General features: G+C 68.3%; 18 protein-coding genes and 2 riboswitches. Of the genes, 7 read left to right on the forward strand and 11 right to left on the reverse strand.

All coding sequences use genetic code 11. The annotated features are described in order from the left end of the window. Positions 1-61: 61 nt before the first annotated feature. Positions 62-156, forward strand: a riboswitch (glycine riboswitch). 18 nt (positions 157-174) lie between these two features. Continuing rightward, positions 175-281, forward strand: a riboswitch (glycine riboswitch). A 59-nt stretch (positions 282-340) separates the two neighbouring features. From AC07YZ_RS05445 to AC07YZ_RS05475, 7 genes are all read left to right on the forward strand, one after another. After that, on the forward strand, positions 341-1597 hold the full coding sequence (locus AC07YZ_RS05445) for a D-amino acid dehydrogenase (protein WP_494794004.1): 1257 nt from the start codon (positions 341-343) through the stop codon (positions 1595-1597). Between the two features lie 40 nt (positions 1598-1637). Then, positions 1638-3029, forward strand: coding sequence for an L-serine ammonia-lyase (locus AC07YZ_RS05450; protein ID WP_494794005.1), 1392 nt, complete (start codon positions 1638-1640; stop codon positions 3027-3029). Between the two features lie 154 nt (positions 3030-3183). Beyond that, positions 3184-4104, forward strand: coding sequence for an esterase/lipase family protein (locus tag AC07YZ_RS05455; protein WP_226492425.1), 921 nt, complete (start codon positions 3184-3186; stop codon positions 4102-4104). A 41-nt stretch (positions 4105-4145) separates the two neighbouring features. After that, positions 4146-5045 carry a lipase secretion chaperone gene (locus AC07YZ_RS05460; RefSeq protein ID WP_494794006.1) on the forward strand — a complete coding sequence of 300 codons (900 nt, stop codon included), beginning with the start codon at positions 4146-4148 and terminating at the stop codon, positions 5043-5045. Positions 5046-5116: 71 nt separating this feature from the next. Then, a complete protein-coding gene (locus AC07YZ_RS05465) occupies positions 5117-7075 on the forward strand; it encodes a B12-binding domain-containing radical SAM protein (RefSeq protein WP_494794007.1) in 1959 nt (652 codons plus the stop codon). 8 nt (positions 7076-7083) lie between these two features. Continuing rightward, entirely contained in the window at positions 7084-8445 is a 1362-nt protein-coding gene (locus AC07YZ_RS05470) for an SWIM zinc finger family protein (RefSeq protein WP_494794008.1), read from the forward strand. Positions 8446-8506: 61 nt separating this feature from the next. Next, positions 8507-11053, forward strand: coding sequence for a DUF6493 family protein (locus AC07YZ_RS05475; RefSeq protein ID WP_494794009.1), 2547 nt, complete (start codon positions 8507-8509; stop codon positions 11051-11053). Between the two features lie 101 nt (positions 11054-11154). Here AC07YZ_RS05475 and AC07YZ_RS05480 read toward each other — a convergent pair whose 3' ends face one another. The 11 genes from AC07YZ_RS05480 to AC07YZ_RS05530 all read right to left on the reverse strand — a co-directional run. Continuing rightward, a complete protein-coding gene (locus AC07YZ_RS05480) occupies positions 11155-11883 on the reverse strand; it encodes a type II secretion system protein (protein WP_494794010.1) in 729 nt (242 codons plus the stop codon). Positions 11884-11911: 28 nt separating this feature from the next. Continuing rightward, positions 11912-13225, reverse strand: coding sequence for a type II secretion system protein (locus AC07YZ_RS05485; protein WP_494794011.1), 1314 nt, complete (start codon positions 13223-13225; stop codon positions 11912-11914). Next, positions 13222-14439, reverse strand: a complete 1218-nt coding sequence (locus AC07YZ_RS05490) for a type II secretion system protein (protein WP_494794012.1) — start codon at positions 14437-14439, stop codon at positions 13222-13224. Before AC07YZ_RS05490 ends, AC07YZ_RS05485 begins: the two co-directional genes overlap by 4 nt. Further along, positions 14436-16685 carry a type II secretion system protein gene (locus tag AC07YZ_RS05495; protein WP_494794013.1) on the reverse strand — a complete coding sequence of 750 codons (2250 nt, stop codon included), beginning with the start codon at positions 16683-16685 and terminating at the stop codon, positions 14436-14438. Before AC07YZ_RS05495 ends, AC07YZ_RS05490 begins: the two co-directional genes overlap by 4 nt. Then, positions 16685-17959 carry a type II secretion system F family protein gene (locus tag AC07YZ_RS05500; protein ID WP_494794014.1) on the reverse strand — a complete coding sequence of 425 codons (1275 nt, stop codon included), beginning with the start codon at positions 17957-17959 and terminating at the stop codon, positions 16685-16687. The genes AC07YZ_RS05495 and AC07YZ_RS05500 overlap by 1 nt, the downstream gene beginning before the upstream one ends. Before the next feature lie 3 nt (positions 17960-17962). Continuing rightward, complete coding sequence (locus AC07YZ_RS05505) at positions 17963-19633, reverse strand: GspE/PulE family protein (protein WP_226492415.1); 1671 nt, start codon at positions 19631-19633, stop codon at positions 17963-17965. Beyond that, positions 19617-21155, reverse strand: coding sequence for an AAA family ATPase (locus AC07YZ_RS05510; protein WP_494794015.1), 1539 nt, complete (start codon positions 21153-21155; stop codon positions 19617-19619). Before AC07YZ_RS05510 ends, AC07YZ_RS05505 begins: the two co-directional genes overlap by 17 nt. Then, positions 21152-22114 (reverse strand): tetratricopeptide repeat protein, encoded by a 963-nt coding sequence (locus tag AC07YZ_RS05515; RefSeq protein ID WP_494794016.1) that lies wholly within the window; start codon positions 22112-22114, stop codon positions 21152-21154. The genes AC07YZ_RS05510 and AC07YZ_RS05515 overlap by 4 nt, the downstream gene beginning before the upstream one ends. Next, positions 22111-23823: a pilus (MSHA type) biogenesis protein MshL gene (gene mshL, locus AC07YZ_RS05520; protein ID WP_494794017.1), complete on the reverse strand. Its 1713-nt coding sequence runs from the start codon at positions 23821-23823 to the stop codon at positions 22111-22113. The genes AC07YZ_RS05515 and mshL overlap by 4 nt, the downstream gene beginning before the upstream one ends. Before the next feature lie 56 nt (positions 23824-23879). Beyond that, positions 23880-24647 carry a type II secretion system protein gene (locus AC07YZ_RS05525; protein ID WP_494794018.1) on the reverse strand — a complete coding sequence of 256 codons (768 nt, stop codon included), beginning with the start codon at positions 24645-24647 and terminating at the stop codon, positions 23880-23882. A gap of 13 nt (positions 24648-24660) precedes the next feature. Continuing rightward, positions 24661-25134 (reverse strand): hypothetical protein (locus AC07YZ_RS05530; RefSeq protein ID WP_494794019.1); only part of this gene is annotated, 474 nt, incomplete at its 5' end.

Genomic DNA, 25134 nt, shown 5'->3' on the forward strand with positions numbered 1-25134 from the left:
CCGCGTCGCCTTCGGTGCCACCCCTCTGATGTAGCAACGGACAAAACCATCGCTTGAACAAACCGCCACAGCGGGAGAGACCAGGGCCCGCGAGCCCTGGCGCCGAAGGAGCAACCACCCCGGAAACTCTCAGGCAGCCCAGACCGCTGAGGCGCATTCGGTGCGTATCGCCGCACCACACACTCTGAAGAGCGGCCGGGATTCGTCGTCCCGGCCCACCGCAGGAGCAAGCCCGCCACACCGGTGGGTGAATCTCTCAGGTCACAAACAGAGGGGGTCATGGCCCGCACACGGTGTGCGGTTCGTGCCCCTTTGTTTGACGGCTTTGAAAGAGATTCCCATGGCACAGCCACACCTCATCGTCATCGGCGGCGGCATCACCGGCGTCACCAGCGCCTACGCCCTGGCCCGTCAGGGTCACCAGGTCACCCTGATCGAAAAACACCGCTACGCGGGCATGGAAACCAGCCACGCCAACGGCGGTCAGCTCTCGGCCTCCAACGCCGAGGTCTGGACCCACCCCTCCACGCTCATCAAGGGCCTGAAGTGGATGCTCAAGGCCGACGCGCCCTTGCTCGTCAACCCCAAGCCCAGCTGGCACAAGCTCAGCTGGTTCGCGGAGTTCGTGGCGTCCATCCCGAAATACCGCGACAACACCATCGTCACCGCCCGCCTGGCGATCGCCGCGCGCGAGCACCTGTTTGGCTGGGCGCAGGCCGAGGGCATCGATTTCGACCTGAAGCAGCAGGGCATCCTGCACATCTACCGCGACAAGGCCGGCTTCGAGCACGCGGGCGAAGTCTCGAAGCTGCTGGCCGAAGGCGGTTTGCCGCGCCGCGCCGTCACCCCCGACGAGATGCGCGCCATCGAGCCCACACTGGCCGGCGAGTACTTCGGCGGCTACTACACCGAGAGCGACAGCACCGGTGACATCCACAAGTACACCCACGGCCTGTCCCTGGCCTGCGAGCGCCTGGGCGTGAAGCTGCTGACCGGCCAGACCGTGGCGCGTGTGCAGAGCAACGGCACAGCGGCACAGGTCACGCTCGCCAGCGGCGAGGTGCTGAGTGCCGACGCCGTGGTGGTCTGCGCCGGCGTGCACAGCCGCGCCCTGGGCGCGCAGCTCGGCGACCGGCTCAACGTCTACCCGGTCAAGGGCTATTCCATCACCGTGATGCTGAACGACGAGCACAGCCAGGCCGCTGCGCCCACGGTGAGTCTGCTGGACGATGAAACCAAGCTGGTCACCAGCCGACTCGGGTTGGACCGCTTCCGCGTGGCCGGCACGGCCGAGTTCAACGGCATGAACCTGGACATTCGCGCCGACCGCATCCGCCCGCTGGTGGACTGGGTGAACCGGTGTTTCCCCGGCGTGAGCACGCGCCGCGTGGAGCCCTGGGCCGGCCTGCGGCCCATGATGCCCAACATGCTGCCGCGCGTGGGCGCGGGCCGGTTGGCCAACGTGTTCTACAACACCGGCCATGGCCATCTGGGCTGGACGCTCTCTGCCATCACCGCGCACCAGCTCACCGGGCACGTGGCACAGTGGCAAGAGCGGTTGTCGCCCCACGCCACACTGCGATCCGCCACGGCCTGAAACCGCCCCATACAAGACCACACAACAACCAGGAGACACCATGGCCATTTCGGCTTTTGATCTGTTCAAGATCGGCATCGGTCCCAGCAGCTCGCACACCGTGGGGCCCATGCGGGCCGCGCGGCTATTCGTCGCCGGGCTGCAGGCCCACGGCCTGCTCGCGCAGGTGGCGCGCGTGCATTGCGGGCTGTACGGTTCGCTGGGCGCCACCGGCAAGGGCCACGGCAGCGACAAGGCCGTGCTGCTCGGCCTGTGCGGGCATGAGCCCGAGTCGGTGCCGATCGAGTCGGTGGAACCGACCATCGACGGCATCCGCTCCAGCGGAAGCATCCAGCTGCTGGAGCAGCACACCGTGGCCTGGAACGACCGCGAAGACCTCTCCTTCTTCCGCAACCAGACCCTGCCCTTCCACGCCAACGGCATGCGCCTGAGCGCCTGGGACGCCGCCGGCACGCTGCTCGCCGAGCGCACCTACTACTCGGTGGGCGGCGGCTTCGTGGTCAGTGATGAGGTGGCCGCCGACGGCAGCAAACAGAAAGTGATCGCACCCGACGCGACCCAGCTGCCCGTGCCGTTCCGCTCGGGCGACGAATTGCTGCAACGCTGCCGCGAGCAAGGGCTGTCCATCGCCGGCGTGATGCGCGCCAACGAGCGCCACTGGCGCAGCGACGTCGAGGTGCGCGAAGGGCTGCTGCGCATCTGGGTGGCGATGCAGGCCTGCGTGGAGCGCGGCTGCCGCACCGACGGTGTGCTGCCCGGCGGCTTCAAGGTCCGGCGGCGCGCGCCGCAGCTCTACCGCGACCTCACACAACACCCCGAAAAAGCCCTGACCGACCCGCTGGCCGTGCTCGACTGGGTCAACCTCTACGCGCTGGCGGTGAACGAAGAAAACGCCGCCGGCGGCCGCGTGGTCACCGCGCCCACCAACGGCGCGGCCGGCATTGTGCCCGCCGTGCTGCACTACTACCGGCGCTTCGTGCCCAGTTCCACCGACGAGGGCGTGGTCGACTTCCTGCTCACCGCCGCGGCCATCGGCATCCTCTACAAGGAAAACGCCAGCATCAGCGGTGCCGAGGTCGGCTGCCAGGGCGAGGTGGGCGTGGCCTGCTCCATGGCGGCCGGCGCCCTGTGCGCCGTGCTGGGCGGCACGCCCGAACAGGTGGAGAACGCGGCCGAGATCGGCATGGAGCACCACCTGGGCCTGACCTGCGACCCGGTGGGCGGCCTGGTGCAGATCCCCTGCATCGAACGCAACGCCATTGCCTCGGTCAAGGCCATCAACGCCGCGCGCATGGCCATGCGCGGCGACGGCGTGCACCACGTCAGCCTGGACAAGGTCATCAAGACCATGCGCGAGACCGGCGCCGACATGAAGACCAAATACAAGGAGACTTCGCGCGGCGGGCTGGCGGTGAATATCGTGGAGTGCTGATCCCCCCGCGCCGCCTGCGGCGCCACCGCTTGTTGCTTTCCATCGCACCCGTCGGTACAAACCCTCTCCCCGAGCGAACGGTCGTTCTATTACAAAGTGATGGCCGATTGGTACCAATCGGTACCAATCCACCTACAACGAGGAGACGGACCACATGAGAAAGCTTTTGCCCATCGCCGTGCTGGCAGTGGCGGCGTGCGTTGCCATGCCCGCCAGCGCCCAAAGCGGCTACACCCAGACCCGGCATCCCATCGTGCTGGTGCACGGCCTGTTCGGGTTCGACGCCATCGGCCCGGTCGACTACTGGTGGGGCGTTCCGGCGGCGTTGCGCAGCAGTGGGGCCAAGGTGTACGTCACCCAGCAATCGGCGGCCAATGCCAGCGAGGTGCGTGGTGAGCAGTTACTGGCCGAGTTGCGCCGGCTGCAAGCCGCCTACGGGCACCAGAAATTCAACCTGATTGGACACAGCCACGGCGGTCACACCATCCGCTATGTGGCGGCCGTGGCACCCGAGCTGGTGGCCTCGGCCACCAGTGTGGGCTCGCCCCACGCCGGCAGCCCCGTGGCCGACAACATTGCGGCTGCGGTGGACGGCACTGGCAGCACGGCCGTGGCCGCGAAGCTGATGGATGCCTTCGCCGGCCTCGTGAGTGCCCTGTCGGGTGAGGCAAAACCCCAGAACTCCGAAGCGGCCATGCGCTCGCTCACCACCCAGGGCAGCGCGGCGTTCACCCAGCGTTTCCCCGCTGGCAAGCCGAGCGAGCCCTGCGGAGAAGGATTGGCCGTGGTCAACAACGTGCGCTATTACTCCGTCGGCGGCACGGGCGTGGTCACCAACCTGCTCGACCCCACCGACGGCCTGTTGGCCGTGGGTTCGCTGAGCTTCAAGGGTGGCGCCAACGACGGGCTCGTGGGTCGCTGCGCCTCACACTGGGGCGTGGTGCTGCGCGACAACTACCCGTGGAACCACCTCGACGAGGTCAATCAGGCCTTCGGCCTGCGCGGGCTGTTCACCCCCGACCCGGTGGCCTTCTACCGCACCCACGCCAACCGCCTCAAGCAAGCCGGGCTCTGACGATGGGGGGCAAACAGCGGCTCCGGGCCGTGGGAGCCGTGGTGGGGGTCGCCGGTGTGGCGGGGCTGTTGTTCCTGCTGGCCCCGTCACCGGCGGTCCCGCCTTCGGCTGCACACCGCAGCGCCGATCCAGGCTGGAGCCTGCTGGCGTTGGGCGGCGCAGAGAACCCACAGGCCAACGCCGCCCAGCAGGCGCCCCGCCCGTCCGTGGCGCCTGAAGACCTGTGGCACACCCTGTTGACCGAGGGGTCCCTGCGCGGCGCCGAACTCGATGGCGCCTGGGGCGCCTGGGACGGACAGCGACTGATGCCCCATGCCGACTTGCGCCGCCGCTTCGACCAGTTGCTCACCACCCTTGGCGAAACACGACCCGACGAACTGCGCCAGCTGGTGGCGTGGCTGGCCGAACGCGACCTGGGCGCCCCGGGCGCACAGGCGGTGCTGGAGGTGTGGGACCGCTACCTGAAACTGCAGCAACACGCCTTCCGCGAGACCATGGACCTGAATCGGCCCGAGCGCTGGGCGTCCGTGCTGCAGGAGCGCCAACTGGTCAGGCGAGACGTGCTGGGCATGGCCTGGGCCGATGCGTTCTACCGGGAAGAAGAAGCGGCCTTGCGCCAGCGCCTGGACCGGACCCCGGAAAACCAGGGCGCGGCCGAACCGGCGTGGACCGCCGCTGCGCCCGCGGGCCTGGAGCCGCAGGCATGGCACCGCGAGCGGGTGGCGGCGCTGGGCCAGGAGGCGGCGGATCGGCTGCAGGCCGAGGAACGTGCCCAGGCCGATTGGGAACAGCGACTGACCACCGCCCGCTCCATCATCGAGCGCCTGTCCCGCGCGCCCGAGCTCTCGCCGGGTCAGCGGCAGGAAGCGGTACAGAACTGGTTGAACCAGCATTTCCAGGGTTCTGAACGGCTGCGTGCAAGCGCGCTGCTGGGCCTTTAAACTGCCGGCTGGCGCTGCACCGGCAGCGCCCCGACCGCCTCGCCCAGCGGCCCACCACCGCCGCCCGCCCCATGACCACCGATTTCCGCGTCTTGAGCCTCATCCCCCCGATGACGCAGCTCAACACGCCCTACCCCTCCACCGCCTACCTCACCGGCTTCCTGCGCTCGCGCGGCATCAACGCGGTGCAGGAAGACCTGGCGCTGGCGCTGGTCTTGAAGCTGTTCACGCCCGCCGGGCTGGAGGCCGTGCGTGGCCGCGCGCTGGCCTTGCCCGAGGCGCAGCGCTCAGGCAGCGTGCACGCTTTCCTGGACCAGTTCGACGCCTACCGCAGCACCATCGGCCCGGCCATCGCCTACCTGCAAGGGCGTGACTCCACGCTGGCACACCGCATCGCCGCGCGCGGCCTGCTGCCCGAGGGCCCGCGCTTTGCCGCGCTCGACGCGTATGTGGACGACGGCAGCGGCGACCCGCTGGCCTGGGCCTTCGGCGCGCTGGGCGTGCAAGACAAGGCGCGCCACCTTTGCACGCTCTACCTGAACGACCTGGCCGACGTGCTGCGCGACGCGGTCGATGAGCGCTTCGAGTTCGTGCGCTACGCCGAGTCGCTGGCCAGCAGCCAGCCCACCTTCGACCCGCTGGCCGCCGCGCTCGCCGCGCCGCCCACGCTGGTGGACGAACTGCTGAGCGACCTGACGCTGGCCGCCATCCACCGCCACCAGCCCACGCTGGTGCTGCTCTCGGTGCCGTTTCCCGGCTCGGTCTACGCGGCCTTGCGCATCGCGCAGACCATCAAGTCACACAACCCGCACATCCGCATCGCCCTGGGCGGTGGCTTTGTGAACACCGAGCTGCGCGAGCTGTCGGACCCACGCGTGTTCGACTTCGTGGATTTCGTGACGCTGGATGCGGGCGAGCGACCGGTGTTGTCGCTGATTGAACACCTCCATGGGCAACGTGGGCGGCAGCGCTTGCAGCGCACCTTTGTGCTCGAAGGCAGCCCTCACCCCAACCCTCTCCCAGGGGGAGAGGGGGAAAAAGCCACCGTGCGCTACATCCACCTCGCCGAACCCGACATCCCGTTCGAAGACGTGGGCACGCCCACCTGGGACGGCCTGCCGCTGGACCGCTACCTGAGCCTGCTCGACATGCTCAACCCCATGCACCGGCTGTGGAGCGACGGTCGCTGGAACAAGCTCACCGTGGCGCACGGCTGCTACTGGAAGAAATGCAGCTTCTGCGACGTGAGCCTGGACTACATCGGCCGCTACGAAACGGCGACCGCCAGCAAACTGGCCGACCGCATCCAGGCCATCGTGGAAGAAACCGGCCAGACCGGCTTCCATTTCGTGGACGAAGCCGCTCCGCCCAAGGCCCTGAAGGCGCTGGCCGAAGAGCTGATCCGGCGCGAGCTCAACATCTCGTGGTGGGGCAACATCCGGTTTGAAAAGACCTTCACGCCCGAGCTCGCCGAGCTGCTGGCGCAAAGCGGCTGCATCGCCATGAGCGGTGGCCTCGAAGTGGCGAGCGACCGCCTGCTCACACTGATGAAAAAAGGCGTGTCGGTCGAGCAGGTGGCGCGCGTCACCAAGGGCTTTTCCGACGCCGGAATCCTGGTGCACGCCTACCTGATGTACGGCTTCCCGACCCAGACGCTGCAGGACACGGTGGACGCGCTCGAATACGTGCGCCAGCTGTTCGAGGCCGGCTGCATCCAGAGCGGTTTCTTCCACCGCTTCAGCTGCACCGTGCACTCCCCCGTGGGCCTGGACCCGGCGGCCTACGGCATCGAGCTGATCCCGCTGCCGCCCGTGAGCTTCGCCAAGAACGACATCGGCTTCATCGACCCCAGCGGCACCGACCACGACGCGCTCGGCATCGGCCTGCGCAAGGCGATCTACAACTACATGCACGGCCTGTGCGTGGAAGACGACGTGCGCCGCTGGTTCGAACACCTGCCGCACAAAGTACCCAAGCCCACGGTGAGCCGGCACCGCATCGCCAAGGCGCTGGCCGCCGCGACCCACTGAAGCTGGATATGGCTGGAGTCGCCCATGCCTACCAGTACCTGGCGCGATCCGAACTGCGCCAGGGAAACACATCGGGTCTGCATCTTGCGACATCGAACCCTGGAAGCGACGCCAGTTCGCACCCGCATCTCTACGAAGGGCGCTTCACTGCTCCGCGCCAGGCCGCCGCCCTGCTCAGCGCGGTGCACCTCCTGGTGGGTTCGCGCTTCTTCACCCCGGCCAACAGCGTGGCCAAGGCGATCGCGCTGGCCGACCCCGTGATCACCGTCGATGGAGAGCGGCTTCGGTTTGAAGGCTTTTCTTCCTGCTGCAGCGCCTACATCCGCGCCGACTTTCTCCCCGAAAGCCATGAGGGTGAGGTATTGGGAAAAGGCACCACCAACGTCGACTTCAACCTGCCCACGCGCTCTGCGCTGGCGCGTGTTCGCGATGAAGACGGACTGGCCTTGTCGGTCGGGCATGACGCGGTACATCTCACGAGTGGGCGCGACCAGATCATCGAGCGCAAGGTGGATCTGCCTTTGCGCTGGCTTCGTGGCATGGTGGAGGTGCAGTCTTATCTGGCCAACATGCGCGCGACGCTGCGCTTCAGCGGAATCGAAACCATCCAGTGGTTTCGCCACCTGCCCAAAGGCAATACCCACCACACCCCTTTGTGGCTGATACAGGTTGCTGGGCGACTGGTCAGCTCCACACTCGACAACCCGAACGGCGTGCGTCTGAGCGATACCCGCCGCCTGCGCGTGCTCGAACCCTTGTTGCCATTCACGCAGCGGGTCACCGTCTATGCGGACGCCCACCAGCAGGCCAGCGCCTGGGTACTCGACCTCCCGGGCGCACGCCTCACACTGGCCTTGAGTGCCGAACCCTGGCGCGCCTTCAGCGGTGAAGGCCAGGCCCTGCAAGCCCTCATGCACATGCAGAACCACGCCAAGCTGCCCGAGCTGCGCGCTCAGCTGCATTGGCAAGCCCGGCTGATCGCGTCCGACCTGGGCGAGCGCCTGGACATGCCACTGCAACAAATCCAGCAAGGCCTTCACGTGCTGGGCGCCAGTGGGCTCTTGGGATTCGATCTCACCGATGGTTGCTACTTTCATCGTGTGCTGCCCTTTGATCTGACCGCCCTGCACGACATGCACCCCCGCCTCGCCGGTGCGAGTGAGCTGCTGGACAGCGGGTGTGTGACCCTGCACAGCCTCTCACCGGTGACGGCCAGCGTGGGTAAGGGCGACTCGGTTCACGCCGTGCGAGAGCACGACGGGCAATGGCGCTGCACCTGCCCCTGGTACGGCAAGCACCAGGACGAACGCGGACCTTGCAAACATGTGCTCGCTGTAGAAGCAGCCGCGGCAAAAGCGATACCTCATTGAAAACACCGCCGATCGATTGACAAGGCCTTTGCCCTTTAAATTTTTCTCCAGCACTTCCAACATGAATGCTCGACCAACCGATGTCGGCCCCTTCAACGATTCACTTGTTGAAGCCATTGAGAAAGGCGATGCCGAGGCGGTAAAAACACTGTGTCTGGCCATGACACCCCAGCAGCGTCGGGCTTGTGCGGCGGGCTTGGTGGAGCTGGGACAGGACATCAAGCACAGCCTGTGGCCTGCAGCCCATGGGAAGGGCCACTGGAAGCGCCCGGCAAACGCTGCGCACCACCGTGCCCACGACCTGGCCACTCTGGCCTGCGGCGATCCTGAGGACCTGCTCAACCTGGTCGAATACGTGGGCATGCGGTGGGAGGAAGCATCGGCCTTTCTGACCGCACTGGGGAAAGACCCCATGGTCTGGCGACAGGCCTTGCAACGGGTCATCGGAAACCAGTTGGCCAAGCACGTATGGGGGATCGAAGCCATACAGCGCCTGATCGCTAGCGGATGCGCAGATCGCCCAACAGGACACGACTACACCACCGCATTGATCGGATGGCCGCGCTTGATGCATTGGCAGAGCCCGGGCGGCTGGGCGGCACGGCTAGAGGCAGATCCCGGACTGCATGAGGCGTTCCTGGCATTTTTTGAAGAACAAGGCAGCGCGGAAAACAACCTTGCATCCATGGAAAAGTATGCAAAAACAGGTCAAATTCTCTGGTCTCGCGTTTTTCTCGACGGTATTGAACAAGGGCACTACACACGCGCCCAACTGCTGGAAAAAACGCTGGGCACCCTGGAAAGCGACTGGATACAGATGCGCGCTGGATGGTTTTCAAGGTTTCATCAGTTGCTCGCACCCAGCGCCGACGAGATGGCTCCTTTTTGCGAGCGCTATCTGGGCCTGACACACAGCCGCATCCCTCCCACGGTTGCTCTGGCACTCGATGCGTTGCGAACGTTGTTCTCGGCTGGTGTGATCCAGGGGGCCGACCTGCTCCCATCGCTTGCGCCCGTGTTCTACGCTGCGGCAAAAGCCCATGTTTTGGGCGCATTGAAGCTGGCCCAAGCCGCGAGTCTGAAAGACCCATCGCTCAAGCCACTGGCCAGCCGTGTTGCGATGCCGGGCCTGCTACACCCCGCAAGCGATGTGCAAGCGGCCATATTGGCAGCCTTGCACACATGGGGGCTGGACGAGCAGCAACGCGAAGAACTGCGAACCTATGCCACGGGAATCGCCCAGGTGCATCGCGGTGCACTGAGCAAGTTACTTGGAGCCGCAACTTCGGAGCCGGCCGTCGATACCGTGCCCACCCAAGCGGTAGAGCTACTCGAACCTTGGAACCCCTTGAGCGAAGCACGGCGACTGAGGCCCTGGGTCCTCGATGCTGAAGGCATTGAGCGCATTGCGTTTGCTCTCGAGAATCCGGGCGCCATTGATGAAGTGGAATGCGCGCTGGCAACCCTGGTGCAAGCCGCTCCGCTCCCGGCCGAGCAGCAACAGCAATGTGCGCCCTTGCTCAAGCGGGCCAGGAAGATGAAGGCCCGGTCGATGCCCGCCGAACTTTCACGGTTGCTGATTTTTGTATTGGCCGGCCAACGGCAACCCAACGCCAATCAGCAGCACCGCTCCATCTACAGTGGGCCACAGACGCCCACACCACTGGAACGCTTCGCTTTCCGCATTGACGATCTGATCGATCAGGCAGCACAAGGCTGGGGACTCATTCCCATTTCAACGCCCAGCCACCAAGGCGGCTTTCTGGATGCTGCCGAACTGCAAAGCCGTCTGAAAATCTACCAGGATCGCGGTTTGACTGTTTCGGCCACTGAACTTGATTTGGCACGGCAGCGTGCCCTGCCACGCCCCACCAAGCAGCCCCAATTTGTCTGGACAGGTGGAACCCGAACGCGCGAATACGACGGGCATGTCACCCACTCCCCGCACTTCGACATTCGAACCCAGCAGGGTGTTGCGCCCGAGCATTTCTACCTGGAGCACTTGGCGTTGGCCGATTTGCGCTATCTCGCCAGCACCATGCCGGGACAACTGGAACCCTTTTTTGCCGAAGGATCGCAGGCCTTGGCAAGCAACCTGGATTGGTGGGAGGCCCGCTGGGTCAACCAGGCCTATATCGAGCGGCTGCTGGAGCCCAGCACTGTGATCGACGCGGACCATCCGATGGCGGTGCTGACACTTGCCTTGGCGCTGGGTGGCAAACAGCCGGGGCAGACCGCGATGGCGGTCGATGCCTTGGCACAGGCCCATGCACAGCGGCGAATTGATCCAATCGCCCTGGGCCAGGTGTTGCAAGCTTTGTTCAAAACGCCATTGGTGAAAGCCAAACGCTACGCCGCCAGCCTGGGCAGCGCGCAACGCAACAACCCCGAAGCCGGTCCGCTGGTGTTTGCCTGTGTCTGTGACATCGTGCGTGCCCACCAGACCCATCCGATCAAAGACCTGGGAGCGTTGCTGGATCTGATGCTGGAGGTAGGGCTCGCCCAGGAGCTGCGATTGCCGCCCGATTGCGCCACCATGCTGCAGCAGGTCGATGCGACCGGTAAGCTGAAAAAGCAAATGCAGGCGGTGCTTACTCACCTGTGCTGATCCAGCGCAGCTCCACAAAGGTCCGAGTTCAACGGTTCCCAGCGTGGCGACCTACAACCGCATGCACGGGCCTGTGCATGGAAGACGGTGGAGACGCGCCCTCAGCGCATCATCTGCAGGTAAGCCGTGGTCACGGCCACCTGGGATTCGTCCAGCGAGGTGGCCACGGTGGTGCCGAAGGCCATGCGGTCGTCGATGGGCCAGATCTGCCCGTCGGTGGTTGCAATGTCGTTGGCGAACGACACATCGCGGAAGCGACCGAACCGGGCGTCGTTGCGGCCGTCGATCTGCTGGTCGAGCATGGACGCCAGCGAGGGGGTGACGCTGCTGAGCACCATCACGTTGCGCGGGCGGGTGGCGTAGGTGTTGACCGTGGCGCCGGGTTCGGCCCAGTCCACGCTCTGGAAACAGACCCGCACTTCCTGCGGGTTGCCGTTGCTGTCCAGGTAGACGTAGCGGTCCGCGCTGCCGGCCGTGCGCCCTTCCGGCAGGCGCACGCCAGCGGCCAGAAAGGCGTTGAGCATGTCGTTGCCGCAGAGCTGGGTGCCCGCCGGGGCGGTGCCGCCGTTGATCTGCCCGGTCGGGTTGGTGGCGCTGTCGCCGGGCGGGCGCCCCACGCCGTTCACATAGGCCTCGTAGGCCAGTTGCCAGCCCTGCACGAAGTCGGTGGACAAGCGCTGGTTGGCCGCGCTGCGCTGCAGGTCGCGGCCCACGGCCACGGCGCCCAGCAGCAGGCCGATCACCAGCAGGGTGATGCTCAGCTCCACCAGGGTGAAGCCGCGCTGGCGATGGCCTGGCGCGGCGGACTTGGCGTTGGTCGGTCGATTCATGGTGCGTACCCCGAAAACACAGTAGGGCTCAGAAGCCGATCGCATCCGCGAGCAGCGCGTTGCGGTTGATGGAGATGGACAGGTCGGTGATGGCGGTGGTGCGGGCCGCGAATGCGTTGTGCGTGTCCTGCGCGTCCACCAGCGAGTCCACGGACAGCCCCATGGCGACGCCCGCGGCAATGCCGCCCGCCACGGCGGCGGCGATCCCGACCGCGGCCAGGCCGATCTGGAACGAACGCGCGCCCGCGCTCATGGTGGTGTCGGCGGTGGCCGAGAGCATCGCCTGGGCGGCGTCGGCCCCGCCGGCGATGGCGCTGGTCACGCCCGCCGTGGCGGCCGCGACGTCCGCCTCCGCCAGCTTGACCATCACGTACAGCTGGTCCCGGTAGTCGTACAGGGCGCGCTCCAGCACGAAGGCCCCGGTGGCGGCGTTGAAATGGGCGTGCTCGGCCACCGACAGGCCGGTCTCGCAGCCCAGCGTGGCAAACAGCTCGGCGTGGCTGGCGGCGAGCACGGTGTCGTCGTAGGCGTGGGTCGAGCGCGTGTTGGACGACTCGAAGGTGGGCGAGGCATCGCTGGCCGTGGCGTTGGCGCCGTCAAAGGCCTGACCGTTGCCGTCGGCGTCGAGCAGGCCCGGCGCGGCGATCACGAACGCGGCCGGGCGGCGCACGCCGGCGGACATCACACCAAGCGACCCGGCGGGCACGGTGGCGGCGTCCGAGGCGGTGTTCAGCGCAAGGCACACGTCCACCTGGTTGACCGAGGCCGCCCCGCCCGATGGGCAGGGTGGCGCGTTGGCCGCGTTGCACGCGCTGTTGAGCGGGGCCGCCACGTCACCCGACTGGGTGGCGCCCAGCAGCCCCGCCGTGGCCACGGGCAGGGGTGGCGCGTTGCCGTTGGGCGCATTGCCGTTCTGCGGGCGCGGGTTGGGCGTGCGCACGCGCAAGGGGTTCATGCGGTCCTGCGCCACCGCGAGGTCGCGGTCCAGGTGGGCCGTGGCCGAGGCCTCACGGAACACGCCGTAGCGCAGCCGGCCGGCCTCGGGGCGCGGCAAGGCCAGCGTCTGCCAGGGCACGTAGCCGACCTGGCGCAGACCGCCACCCGCGAGCGAGCAGGACTCCACGCCGTTGGCGTCGGCCGCCGGGCAAGGCAGGCGGTGGCGGGCGTACAGAAAACCCAGCACCGACTGGCGGGCCTGCTGCTGCGCGTCCAGCTGCACGGCCGACACCCGCTGGCCCGCGGACTGCTGCCAGAACGCCACCGCCCCCCACACGATCAGGCCCAGCGCCAGCAGGGCCACCGAGATTTCCACCAGCGTGAACCCCCTCATCCGCTGTCTCATGGGTTCAGTCCTTTCGTGTCGAGTGCAATGGATTGGCTCAGCGCATCGGCCAACGCTGTGTAGACCCCGGCCGCGTAGGTGCTGGTGGCCACGAGCTTGGCCCGGGAGTCCACCAGGGCCTGCTGGGCGTCCACCAGGTCCTGCGCGGCCAGCACGGTTTCGGTGACGGCCACGGCCATGTTGACGGCCGCGATGGCCACGGCATAGACGGTCAGGCCCTCGGTGTTGGCGGCCGAGGCCAGCCCCACCAGGGTGCTGGTGGTCGAAATGGCCAGGCCCATGGCGGCCATGGCCACGCCGGTCTCGGCGCCGCTCACGCCGTCTTCGGCCGTGGTCACGTCGAACTCGCGCAGCGACCAGTACTCCTGCATCACGCGGGCGGTGTCGTACTGGGCGAAGGCCGCCTGGGCCGACCCCTGGGCAGCACTCAGCCGCGCCACGCAGCCCATGCGGGCGGACAGGTCCGCCGGCCCCACGGCCAGGCCGATGTCGTCGAAGCCCTCGTCCTGCGCCCGGCCCGGCAGATCGAACCGCCACGAGCCGCCCGCGCCGACCCGGTTGTTGCCGTCGAACTGACCGTTCAGCCCCGGGTGCACCAGCGTGAACGCCACCGGCAGGCTGGCCGTGATGTTGCCGGCGCTCAACACGCCGGCCGCCGTGGGGTTGGCCGCGAAACCGCGCAGCACGCGGCACCAGTCCAGCCCGTTGACCGCCGTGCGCCGGGCCGCGGCCGTGGTGATCAGGCTGGTCACCTGCGTGGCCGCGGCGGCGGCGGCCGGAGCATCGGCCGTGGCCACCGGCAGCACCGGCACGCCGGTGAAGTCGATGTTCAGATCGGGCGCGACCCAGGCCGCGCCGGTGGCGGCCAGGTCGGCCCCGCCGCCGCGGTTGACGCCGTAGTGCAGCACGCTCAGGTCGCTGCTCAGGCCCAGCGTTTTCCAGGGCAGGAACACGGCGTCGGCCGTGCCGCAGGCTTCCACCCCGGCGGTGTTGGCCGCGGCGCACGGCAGCCGGTGGCGCGTGAGCACGAAGCCCTCGACCGCCGATTGCGCCTCGCCCAGATGGCGCCGCATGTCCTGCGCCGAGACGGGCTGTTGCGTCGCGGCGATCCAGCGCCAGAGCATCAGCCCGATCACACCGGCGATCACCAGCGACACGCCCAGCTCGATCAGCGAGAACCCGCGCTGCCGACGGCGGATGACAAAGCGGTTCATCGCGTGCCCCCCTTCACGTCGACGTTGATGAGCAGATCGGCGGCTGTCGTGGGCGACCAGGGCGTGACACCGGTGCCAGTGAGGTTGCAGGCCGGCGGGTTGTCGGCCTGGGCTTTCAGGTCGTCGTAGCGCTTCTTGGTATCGACTTCCATCTCCCGCGCGGCGGTGAGCTGCGCGTTCAAGCCGTCGAGCTGGCGCTGTATCGTCAAAGGCCTCATGTATTTGCTGTCTGCGTGGGGTTGTGTCGATCCGGTGTCGCCGCCCGAGCCGTACAGGTCCCGCATCGCCGCCAGAACAAACGGCCTGGTCTGTATCGATGCCCCGGGACAGGTCGACGGGAATGTCTGTGGTGTACAGGCAGTAAGGGAACCCAGCGGCGGCGTCCTCTGTATCAGGTAAGGACCCCAGCTGCCATTGGCGAGGTTGGCGTAGGCCGTCTGGTAGCTGCCGCGCGCGCCGTTGAGCACCGCCAGCGCGTTGGCTTCGGCCGCGATGGCAGCTTGCAGGTTCACGTAGGCCTGGTCCCGCTTGACGATGGCGTTGTCGCGCTCCGAGGTGAGCGTGGTCACGTCGTTGAGCAACGCCAGCTCACCCTGCTTGTTGCTGCGCTGGAGCTGCAGGGCTTCCTTGGCGGTCTGGTCCGTCTCGGCGGCGATCAGGATGTCCAGCGCGGCAATCTCCGCCTCCACCTGGGGGATCAGCGTGGTGCGGTTGGTCAGCATGTCGTTGTAGCGCACGACGATGTCGCTCCAGCTGTCGTATTCGGTCTGGTTGAGGGTCCGGGTGGCCTGGGCAGCGGCGTAGTCCAGCGCCTCCTGGTTCCAGGTGTTCGACCCGGCGATCAGTTGGTCCACGGTGCCGTCCAATGTGGAACTGATACCACCGATGAAGCCATCGGTTAGGACCGAGGATTCCAGCGCAGTGATCGCGGCGGTCTTCGCGATGTTCGCATTGGCCAGCTCAATTTGCTTGGCCGCCACCTCGCCCTCCAGGCGGGTCACCTCGGCCTTGGCCTTGTTCCATTCGTCCAGCGACGCGGCCAGCGCCGCGCTGACGTCGGGCACGGGGCAGGACACCGATGCCGGCGGCCGGCTGTTGTCGGCCAGCACCAGGGCGTTACCCGCCATGATCGCGGCCGTGACGTTCAGGGCGATGGTGGCGATGTTGGCCGCGGTGGACACCCCGGCGAGCACGGCCGAGGCGATGTGCTGCGGGAAGGCCGCGCAGGCGTTCACCGCCAGGCCCAGCGTGGCGCCGCACAGTGTGGCCTCGGCCACCGCGTTGCCCGTGTCCGAGGCGGCCTCCACCACCGAAGCGGTCAGCTCCACCGCCGTGATCGCCGCACCCAGAGCCGCGAAGATCACCGCCCGCTCGGCGGCGTCGATGTTGTCCTCGCGCATCTCGTCGACCTGGTCCACCACGTCCAAGCCGAGCGCCACGGTGTCGATCGACTGCGCCAGCGGCTGGCAGTGGAAGGCCGACTGCAGGCTGGCCAACGAACGTTCGCGCACCACGTCGTCGTAGCTGCTGAGCAGCGGTGAACGGTCCGGGTCTTCCACCGTGTTGCCCGCGGCGCCGTTGACGCCGTCAAACAGCGAGCCGTCGCCGTCGGTGTCTTCCAGCCCCGGGTGCACCAGCGCATAGGCCACCGGGCGCAAAGGGGACGAGGTCACGTGGGCCATGCCCGCGCCGAAGGTGGCGGCCACACCCTGCCCCACCCGCTGGCACAGGTCGGGCAGGGTGAGGATGTTGGCCTGGTAGCTGCCGCCGTTGCCAACGGTGTCGCGCATGGCCGCGAAGGTGGTCGCGCCGTCGTCGTATTCCAGCGGGCGCCAGTCGTCGCCCAGCACCGCGAGGTCGTAGGCGGTGGCGCCGCGCTGCACCAGGTAGCGCAGCTGGGCCACGCCCACGCCCGCATCGGCCCCCGCCAGCTTGAGCGACACCGACGGCAGCCAGCCTTTCTGGGCCCCGCCGCCGCAGTCTTCCAGCCCGTCGCGGTCGGTGTCGGGGCATGGCAGGCGGCGCATCACCGTGGCGAAGGTGATCACGGCCGTGTCCGCCTGGGACAGTGACGCGCGTCCCTGGCGCGAGCTCTGCAGCGCGGAGCGTTCGCGCCATTCGAGGTAGCCGACCGTGGCCAGTCCGCCCACGATCGCGATGAACAGCAGCACTTCGAGCAGGCCCAGGCCGCGCTGGCGGCGCCGGGTGGTCGGGGCGGGCACGCCGGCCCGGGGCGTCAACCGCATCAGCCCCCTCCCAGCGAGTGGTTGACCGACTGGCGCACCAGGTCGTAGATCGGCAGCAGCAGCGCGACGATGAGGAAGATGAACAGCGCGCCGGCCAGCAGGATGAGCGCGGGCTTGATGATCTCGCCCAGCGACTTGACCACCACGTCCAGCCGCTTGCGGTATTCGGTGGCCAGGCGGTCGAGCTGCTTGTCCAGCGAGCCCGACTCCTCGCCCACGGAAATCATGCGCACCGCCATGGCCGGGAAACCGCCCACGCGGCGCATGGACGCGCCGATGCCTTCGCCGCGCGCCACGCCGTCGCGCACCCGCAGCAGGCGCTCGCGGTAGTACTGGTCGGTGGTGGCGCGGGACAACACGTCCAGGCTGAGCATGAAGTCCAGGCCGGCGCGCACCAGCAGGGCCAGGTGTTCGCTGATGAAGGCCATGCCCGAGGAGGTGGACAGGGTGCGTGCGATCGGCAGGCGGTGCAGCAGCTCGTGACAGGCGAGCCTGAAACCGGGGATCGAGCGGTACAGCCACATCAGCGCCATGATCAGCAGCACCACGCCGACCGCGAACAGCACCAGGTAATGGACCAACGCGTCCGACACCGCGATCAGCCATTGCGTGAGTGGCGGCAGCTTGGCCTGGAGCTGCTTGAACAGCTGGGCCATGTTGGGCACCACGTAATAGAGCCAGAAGAAGCCCACGCCCAGGATGGTGGTGAACACCAGCACCGGGTAGATCAGCGCGGTGCGGATGTCGCGGCGGATGTCGATCAGCCGCTCGATGTGCGAGGCCGACTCCAGCAGCATGCGGGGCAGCTCGCCCGACTGGTCGCCGATCTCCGCCAGGTTGCGCACGGTCTCCGGGAACACGTCGGGGTGGCGGGCGAACGACTGCGGCATGCGCATGCCCGAGCCCAGGTCGGTGTGCACGCGCTGCGCGACCTCGGCCACGCCGTCGTCGCCGGACTCGTCTTCCACCAGCGTCTTGAGCGCCTCCATCATCGGCACGCCCGCGTCCAGCATGATGCCCATGTCGCGCAGGAAACCGGCCAGATCCTGCTGGCGCACGTGGCGGCGAAACAGCCGCATGCGCAGGTCGTTCAGGGCCGTGATCCAGGCCGGCAGGCGCACCAGGCTGAGCACGGCGCCCTCGGTGGTCTGTTCCAGGCGCAGGCGCACCGAGTGGTCGCGCTCGACCAGCAGGCGCAGAAAGCCGCTGCGGACCTTGCCGTGGGGCAGCAGCACGCGGTAGTAGTAGGTACGCAGAGCGGCGGCGGTGCTCATGGCTTACTCCAGTCCGATGGCGCGGCGCACCTCGTCCACCGTGGTCTCGCCCTGCAGGACCCGGTAGCGCGCCAGGCGCACCATGGGCTTGAGACCGCTGGCCTCGGCCAGCTCGCGGATGCGTGCCCGCGGTGCCTCGCCCACGATGGCGTCGGCCAGCTCGCGTTTGACGGTCAGGATTTCATAGACCGGCAACCGGCCGCGGTAGCCAGTGCCACGGCAGTGGGTGCAGCCGGCGCCGTGGTGCACCATGGACACCTCCGGCCCGAGCCAGGCTTTTTCGTCGTCGGTCGCGGCGCGCTGGGTCTTGCAGTGGGGGCAGATGCAGCGCACCAGGCGCTGGTTGATGACCGCCACCAGGTTCTCGGCCACGGTCTCGGCGTCCACGCCGAGCAGCCGCAGGCGGGGCACCACACCGAAGATGCCGCCCACGTGCAGGGTGGAGAGCACCAGGTGGCCGGTGGACGAGGCGTCGAGCGCGGCCCGCGCCGTTTCGGCGTCGCGCACCTCGCCGACCAGGATGATGTCCGGGTCGTGGCGCAGGAAGTGCCGCATGGCGCTGGCGAAGTCGTAGCCCGCGCGCCGGTTCACCTCGGTCTGGCAGGCCACCGGCACCCGGTACTCCACCGGGTCCTCCACCGTCAACACGTTGCGCTCCACCAGCGGTTGCACCCGCAGCGCGGCGTGCAGGGTGGTGCTCTTGCCCGAGCCGGTGGGGCCGGTGATCAGGATCAGGCCGTGCGGGCGCGCGAAGGCCTTTTCCATCTCGGCCACGTCTTCTTCCAGAAAGCCCAGGTCCTGCAGGCGGTCGAGGTCGCTGCGCTCGGCCAGCAGGCGCATGGCCACGCGCTCGCCGAACTCCGAGATCATGGTCGAGACCCGGATCGTGTAGGTGGCGTCCATCAGGTTGATGGTGAAACTGCCGTCCTGCGGCAGGCGCTGCTCGCTGGCATCCATGTCGGCCTTGAGCTTGATGAAAGACACCAGGCGGTCCAGCGAGGGCGGCATCGCGAACATCGGGCGCAACACGCCGTCGATGCGCATCAGCACCCCGCGGCTGCGGGCGGTGGGGGCAAGGTGCACGTCCGTGGCGCGCTCGCGCACGGCGGTGTGCAGGATCAGCTCCATCAGCCGGTCGGGGCTGTAGGCGTGGTCGCGGTCGTCGCCGAGCTTGCGGATCTCGGCTTCGATCAGCCGCTCGACCGGGTTTTCCTGGAAGTAGTAGTGCTGGTGGATGGCGTCGACGACGGCGAAGAACTCGCCCTGCCAGAACACCACCTCCTGCCCGACGCGGCGCTGGATCAGCGTGGCCACGGCCTCGGGCTCCGCGTCGCCCAGCAGCACCCGCAGCTTGTCGCCCTCGCGGCCCACCGGCAGGAAGTTGTGCGTCAGGCACAGGCTGCGGTTGAAGGCCGCGGCCACTTCCGGGTCGACCGCGGGCACCTCCTTGAACGCGATGCCGCGCTGGATCGCCAACTGGCGCGCCAGGTCCTTGGCGCTGATGAAGCCCAGCTCCACCAACATGCGCCCGAGCTTCTGCCCTTCGACCGCCTGCTTTTGGCGCACGTAGTCGATCACGATCTGGCTGACCAGCCCGTTGGCCACCAGCATCTGGCTGAAGCTCTGGCGGATTTCGATCATGGGTTCCATCCCGGTCTCACTGTTCTTGTACATAGAACTTCTCCAATAGCAGGCCACTCAGGGGGTCCACCTCGCCCGAGGGACTCAGGCCCAGTTCGTTCTGGAATTGCCGCAGGGCGCCGCGGCTGCGCTCGCCCCAGATGCCGTCCACTTCCCGGGGCAGCAGGCTGCCGTATTCGGTCAGCGCGATCTGGAAACGGGCCGCGGTCAGCCGCTGGTTCACGGCGTGGCCGGCCTGGGGCGTGCTCCAGGTCAGCCACACCTGGCCCTGGCGGTTGTCCAGGCAGACGTCGGCCAGGCGGGCCAGGCGCGCGCCCAGCAGCTGGTGGGTCAGTTCCGCCAGGGGCTGGCTCACCACCATGCGCCCGGCGGGCTGCTCGGTGGCGGGCTCACAGCCAGCGCCGAAGAGGCCGCCGGGTGCCACGGCCGGCACGCCCTGGGCGGCGGAGGCATCGGGCGCAACGGACAGCGCCGCCACGGCCGGTGCCGCAGGCGTTGCGGCCTGCGGCGCGGGGGCCGGTGCAGGGTAGGGCGACGCTGGGGCCAGCGCGACCCCCTGGGCCGCCGCGCCATCGGCCCGCGGCTGCCCGGGGCCGCCGTCCACCCCGCCAAAACGCGAGCCCAGCGCCGCCCCGGTGGCGACCAGGCCGGCGAAGGCGGCGGCGACCAGCCACGGCCGGCGGGCGCGCGACGGTGGCACCACGCCCACGGCGTCCGCCGTGGGGGCGCCCACCAGATCGACCCGGCTGTCGTTGACGGCCTCTTTCATCAGGTTCGAGTCGATCACGTTGCCGTTGCGCGCCGCCAGCCCGTACAGGCAGCGGTCCATGATCAGGTGGATCTGCCGGGGCACGCCCTGCGTTTCGCGCCAGAGCAGCTGGCAGGCATCGGTCTGCAACACCAGGGCGCCGTCGCTGCCGGACGACTCGAAACGGAAGCGCACGTAGTCGGCGATCTCGGTGCTGGTCAGTCCGTACAGCCGCGAATGTTTCACCAGCCGGCTGCGCAGCTGGCGCAGGCTGTGCTGCGACAGCATCTCTTCCAGCTCGGGCTGGCCGGCCAGCAGGATCTGCAGCAGCTTTTCCTGGTCGGTCTCCAGGTTGCACAGCAGCCGGATCAGCTCCAGCGAGTTGGCCGAGAGGTTCTGCGCGTCGTCGATGATCAGCAGGCAGGTCTTGCCCTCGCGGTGGTTGGCGAGCAGGAAGGTGTTGAGCGCGGAGATGTCGGACGACAGCGTGCCGGTGCCCTCCAGGCCGAAGTCCTGCAGCACGGCGGCCAGCAGCTCCGGGCCCTGCAGGAAGGTGTTGAACACCAGCGCGGAGACCACGTTCTTGGCCGCCAGGTCCGTCATCAGCCGCCGCACCAGCGTGCTCTTGCCCATGCCGACCTCGGCCGTGAGCAGCGAGAAGCCCTTGCGCGACACCACGCAGTGCTCCAGCTCGACCAGTTGCTCGTCCAGGTGCGGGGTCGTGAAATAGCAGCCCGCGTCGGGCGTGTAGGGGAAGGGGTTGCGCACCAGGCCCAGGGCGGCCAGGTGGCTGTTGCGGGCGTTCATGGGCTGGTCTCGCTGCGGGCCAACTGATCCACCGCCGTGCGCAGCGCGGCCGAATTCGGGTTCTGGCGCAGGGACTTGGTCAGCAGGTCCCTGGCCTGGTCAAAGCGCTGGCGCTGGCGCTCGATGGCCGCCAGATTGAGGCTGGCGTGTTCGTCGCCCGAGAGCTTGTCCAGCAGGCGCCGGTACAGGCGCTGCGCCCCGTCCAGATCGTCGCTCTGGTGGGCAAACCAGGCCTCGGCGCGCAGGCGGGCCACCGAAGACGCCGGCAGCCTGGCCTGGATCGCCTGCAGCTGCTGGCGGGCCGCATCCACCTCGTGGCCGGCCAGCGCCTGGTTCAGCGCATCGAACAGGGCCGGCAGCTCGTCGGGCGTGGGCTGGGACACCGGCGCGCTCGCTGGCGCACGCGGACTGTCGGCGGCCCCCTTCTTCCCGGTCACGGGCTCGGCGGATGGGCGCGTGTCCTGGACGTTCTGCGTGTTCGGAGCCGGTGCGGCCGGCGCCGCTGCGGGCGGGGTCGAGGCCGCGCCCGCGCCCGAGCCAGCAGGCACCGACAAGCTGCGCGCGAGCGCCAGCCGAGGCGAGGCGGTGGGCAGCGGCAGGTCCGCCTTGGGCAGGGCCGCTTCAGGCCAGACCACCCGGGCCGTTCCCGCCGGGGACGGAGCAAGGGGTGCGGGCGACAGCGCGCCGGCGCCGTCCCGCGCCGCCGGCACCACGGGCGCTGGCGCAGGCACAGGCTTTGATTCCGCGGACGGCCCATGCGGGGCCGCCAGGGCCAGGCTCACCACCCAACCGGCCAGCACCGCCACGGCCGCGATCCCCACGCCCCACAACGCCGGCACCGGGTTCCAGCCGCGCCTGGCCGGCGCGGGCGCGGCCACGCCGGTCCACCGACGGCCAGACCGCTGTGCCGGCGCCGCCTGCTGTTCGGTTTGTTTGAGCGCCTGGTAGATGAGGCTCATAGGAGGCGAACACGCAGCACGACGATGAGTTCGCGGGCGGACTGGCTGGTGTTTTCCTTGGTGACGAGCTTGCCGAAGAAGGGCACGTCCGACAGGAAGGGCAGGCCGCCGTTGTTGTTGCCGCTCTTCTGGTCGATCAGGCCGCCCACCACGACCACGTCGCCATCGTTCACATTCAGGGTGGTGGTGAGGCCTTTGTAGGCCACCTGGGGCAGGCTCACGCGGTTGGAGTCGTTCACCTCGACCAGGGCCAGACTGGCGGGGTCCACATCGCTCTGCACCGGGTTGATCAGCAGTTCGATGCGCCCGTCCTCGCGGATCATGGGCAGCACGCCGACCATCACGCCGGAGAACACGGCGTCGGTCTGCACCTCGGACGAGGTGGTGGTCGCCCCCCCGCCGATGTTGTTCTCGGCCGAGCTCGACTTGGACACGTAGCGCTGGCTGGTGCCCACCGAGAGCATCGCGGGGGTGCCGTTGCGCACCTGGATGTTCGGGTTGGAGAGGATGCGCAGGTTGCCGAACGAGCGCAGGGCGTTGATCACGGTCGAACCGCTGCTGTCCTGGTAGGCCACGCCGCCACCGGTCTGGCCCGTGCCCGGCCCGACCAGCCGGGAGGGAATGGTCAGGCTGCTCGCGGGGTAGTTGCGCGTGCGCGAGGAGTTCGGCAGGCTGGCCACGCCGCCGGCCAGTTCCAGGGCGCTGGAGCCGAAATTCAGCGCCAGGCGGCTGCGCAGCTGGGTCCAGTCGATGCCGAACTCGTAGCCGTCGTTGAGCGTCACGTCGATCAGCTGGGCTTCGATGTAGACCTGCTTGGTCAGCATGTCCTGGGTGTTCTTGATGAGCTTTTCCACCGAGCGCATCTGGGACGGGCGGGCCTTGACGAACAGGGTGCCGGAGGTGCGGTTCAGCGTGAAGCCGTGTTGCTGGTTGGGCTGCACCACCTGGGTCGGGTCCTGGTTGCCCTTGGCCGCCGAGGCCGGGTCCACCACGGGCGAGCGGGCCTCACCCAGGATGGTCTTGAGGTTGTTCTCGATCTCGGTGTAGGGGTCGGCGCGGCTGCCGGCCGAGGCGCTCATGGACAGGCTGCCCGAGATCGCGGAGTTGGCGCCGGTGGAGTTGGAGCCGAACACGTTGCCGCCCGAGTTCAGCGACATCTGGGTGTTGATGTTGAGGAAGTCCATCGCGAAGAACTTCTCTTCGTGCAGCTTCACGCGCAGGGTCTGGTTGCGGATTTCGCCGGCCACGTCGTAGCTGCGCAGCAGCTCGTTGAAAGCCTCGCGCAGCGACACGTCCTTGAGGAACATGTCGGTCAGCGCGCCCTGCTGCACCACCGCCGGCTCGACGATGAGGTTGACCTTGGCCGCGTCGGCGAACGCCGTGAGGATCTGGCTGATGTTGCCGTTGGACACCGCCACGCTGATGGTCTTGCCCTCCAGCGGGTCGTAGGTGGGGGCGGCGGGCTCCAGCGGCTTGGCCGCCGCGGTGCGGCGCATCTCCCGCAGGATCTGCTCCTGCTGGGCCAGCAGCTTCGCGGACTCGGCCCGCGTCACCTCCTGCATGCGCTTCAAGGAATCGACGTCGGGGTCGCCCAGGTTTTTGGCGCTCTGGGGCGGCGGTGCCACGCAGGCGCCCAGCAAGGCTGCCGAAACAATCGCGGTGGTGGTGGCCATTCCGGGCTTGAACATGGAGATCTTGAAGTGGTGCATGGCGGTCTTTGAAGCGGAGAAAACGGTGAAGGAAAAGGCGGCGGCTCGGGGCTGGTTCAGGGCAGGCTCTGGCGCAGCCAGCCGGCCAGCTGCGCTGGCGATTCGGAAAGGACGACGTCGTCGTTGGTGGCGCTCACGGGGGTGCCCGGGCTGAACACACACAGGCCGGTGCTGGCATGCGGCGGGTCCAGCCGCTCGCCGTCGCCGCTGCGGTCCTTGAGCGGCACCACGATCCAGTAGGCGACCGACATCAGCCGGTTGGTGGCGCAGTCCACCGCGCCGGCCACACCGCCGTCGCCGGTCAGGTGGGGCTGGTCGGTCGCCAGCGCCAGGCCGGCCACGTTGTTCAGGGCGACGATCAGGTCGCTCACGTCGCGGTGGTTCACGTGGCCGATCGCGTCGCCGCTGCGCTCCAGGGCGAGCGCCAGGTCCGCGTCGGCCGGGGCGCTGGCGTTGGGGGCGCGGTACACGGCGTAGCGGGCGCGGTGTTCGGCCACGGGCAGGTCCGCCCCCACACTGACGTAGGGGAACCAGCCGATCAGATTGCCGGTGCCACAGACACCGCCCACCAGGCTCTCCAGGCCCGTGCCCGCGGCGCTGGCGTCGGGGCATGGCAGGCGGCCGTGGCGCACGGCAAAGGCGCGCAGTTGGGACTGCACCTGGCGAGCCATGTCCTGGGCCTGGCGTCGGTCTTTGGCGTCGAGCACCGTGTCGTAGGCGGAAAAAGCGGCCCAGCTCAGCAAACCGGCCACGACCAGCACCACGGCCATCTCCACGAAGGTGAAGCCGGTCTGCGCGGGTCGGCGGGAGCGGGTGGCGTGCATGGATCGTGCTCGCTCAGGGTTTCTGCTGGCCGGCCAGCAGATCGCGCGAGTACGACTGCATGGTTTTCGAGCCATTGGCCACGCGGTCGCCGATTTCGCGCAGCTCGCCCAGGATGGCCTGGCGGCGCGCCACGTCCTTGGGCGCGGTGCTGTTGGCGATGCGGTTGAGTTCCGCGCTCAGGCGCTGGGCCTGCGCGCTGTGCTGGAGCATCTGCCGCATGATCTGGAAGTACCGCGGGTCGAACTGGCCCTGCCCCAGCCGCTCGATCTCGTCGAGCAGCCCCTGGGTTTCGGCCAGCGACAGCTGCGGCCCTTTGCTCAGCAGCTCGTTGACCTTCGCGCGGATCTGGGCCCGGGCCTGGCGGCGCTGCTCGCGCGTCAGGGCGGGCGCGCCCGGGCCGCTGGCCGGGCTCGGGCTCAGCGCCCAGGGCGGCGCACTGCCCTCAGCGCCCGGCCCTGGCCCACCCGGTGCGGGGCCGGTGGATGC

This window comes from Hydrogenophaga sp. GW101-3F08 (assembly GCF_059424585.1).

Coding starts and splice junctions, on each gene's coding strand:
- AC07YZ_RS05445 (WP_494794004.1), top strand. CDS start 341: ATGGCACAGCCACACCTCATCGTCATCGGCGGCGGCATCACCGGCGTC.
- AC07YZ_RS05450 (WP_494794005.1), top strand. CDS start 1,638: ATGGCCATTTCGGCTTTTGATCTGTTCAAGATCGGCATCGGTCCCAGC.
- AC07YZ_RS05455 (WP_226492425.1), top strand. CDS start 3,184: ATGAGAAAGCTTTTGCCCATCGCCGTGCTGGCAGTGGCGGCGTGCGTT.
- AC07YZ_RS05465 (WP_494794007.1), top strand. CDS start 5,117: ATGACCACCGATTTCCGCGTCTTGAGCCTCATCCCCCCGATGACGCAG.
- AC07YZ_RS05470 (WP_494794008.1), top strand. CDS start 7,084: ATGGCTGGAGTCGCCCATGCCTACCAGTACCTGGCGCGATCCGAACTG.
- AC07YZ_RS05475 (WP_494794009.1), top strand. CDS start 8,507: ATGAATGCTCGACCAACCGATGTCGGCCCCTTCAACGATTCACTTGTT.
- AC07YZ_RS05480 (WP_494794010.1), bottom strand. CDS start 11,883: ATGAATCGACCGACCAACGCCAAGTCCGCCGCGCCAGGCCATCGCCAG.
- AC07YZ_RS05485 (WP_494794011.1), bottom strand. CDS start 13,225: ATGAGACAGCGGATGAGGGGGTTCACGCTGGTGGAAATCTCGGTGGCC.
- AC07YZ_RS05490 (WP_494794012.1), bottom strand. CDS start 14,439: ATGAACCGCTTTGTCATCCGCCGTCGGCAGCGCGGGTTCTCGCTGATC.
- AC07YZ_RS05495 (WP_494794013.1), bottom strand. CDS start 16,685: ATGCGGTTGACGCCCCGGGCCGGCGTGCCCGCCCCGACCACCCGGCGC.
- AC07YZ_RS05500 (WP_494794014.1), bottom strand. CDS start 17,959: ATGAGCACCGCCGCCGCTCTGCGTACCTACTACTACCGCGTGCTGCTG.
- AC07YZ_RS05505 (WP_226492415.1), bottom strand. CDS start 19,633: ATGTACAAGAACAGTGAGACCGGGATGGAACCCATGATCGAAATCCGC.
- AC07YZ_RS05510 (WP_494794015.1), bottom strand. CDS start 21,155: ATGAACGCCCGCAACAGCCACCTGGCCGCCCTGGGCCTGGTGCGCAAC.
- AC07YZ_RS05515 (WP_494794016.1), bottom strand. CDS start 22,114: ATGAGCCTCATCTACCAGGCGCTCAAACAAACCGAACAGCAGGCGGCG.
- mshL (WP_494794017.1), bottom strand. CDS start 23,823: ATGCACCACTTCAAGATCTCCATGTTCAAGCCCGGAATGGCCACCACC.
- AC07YZ_RS05525 (WP_494794018.1), bottom strand. CDS start 24,647: ATGCACGCCACCCGCTCCCGCCGACCCGCGCAGACCGGCTTCACCTTC.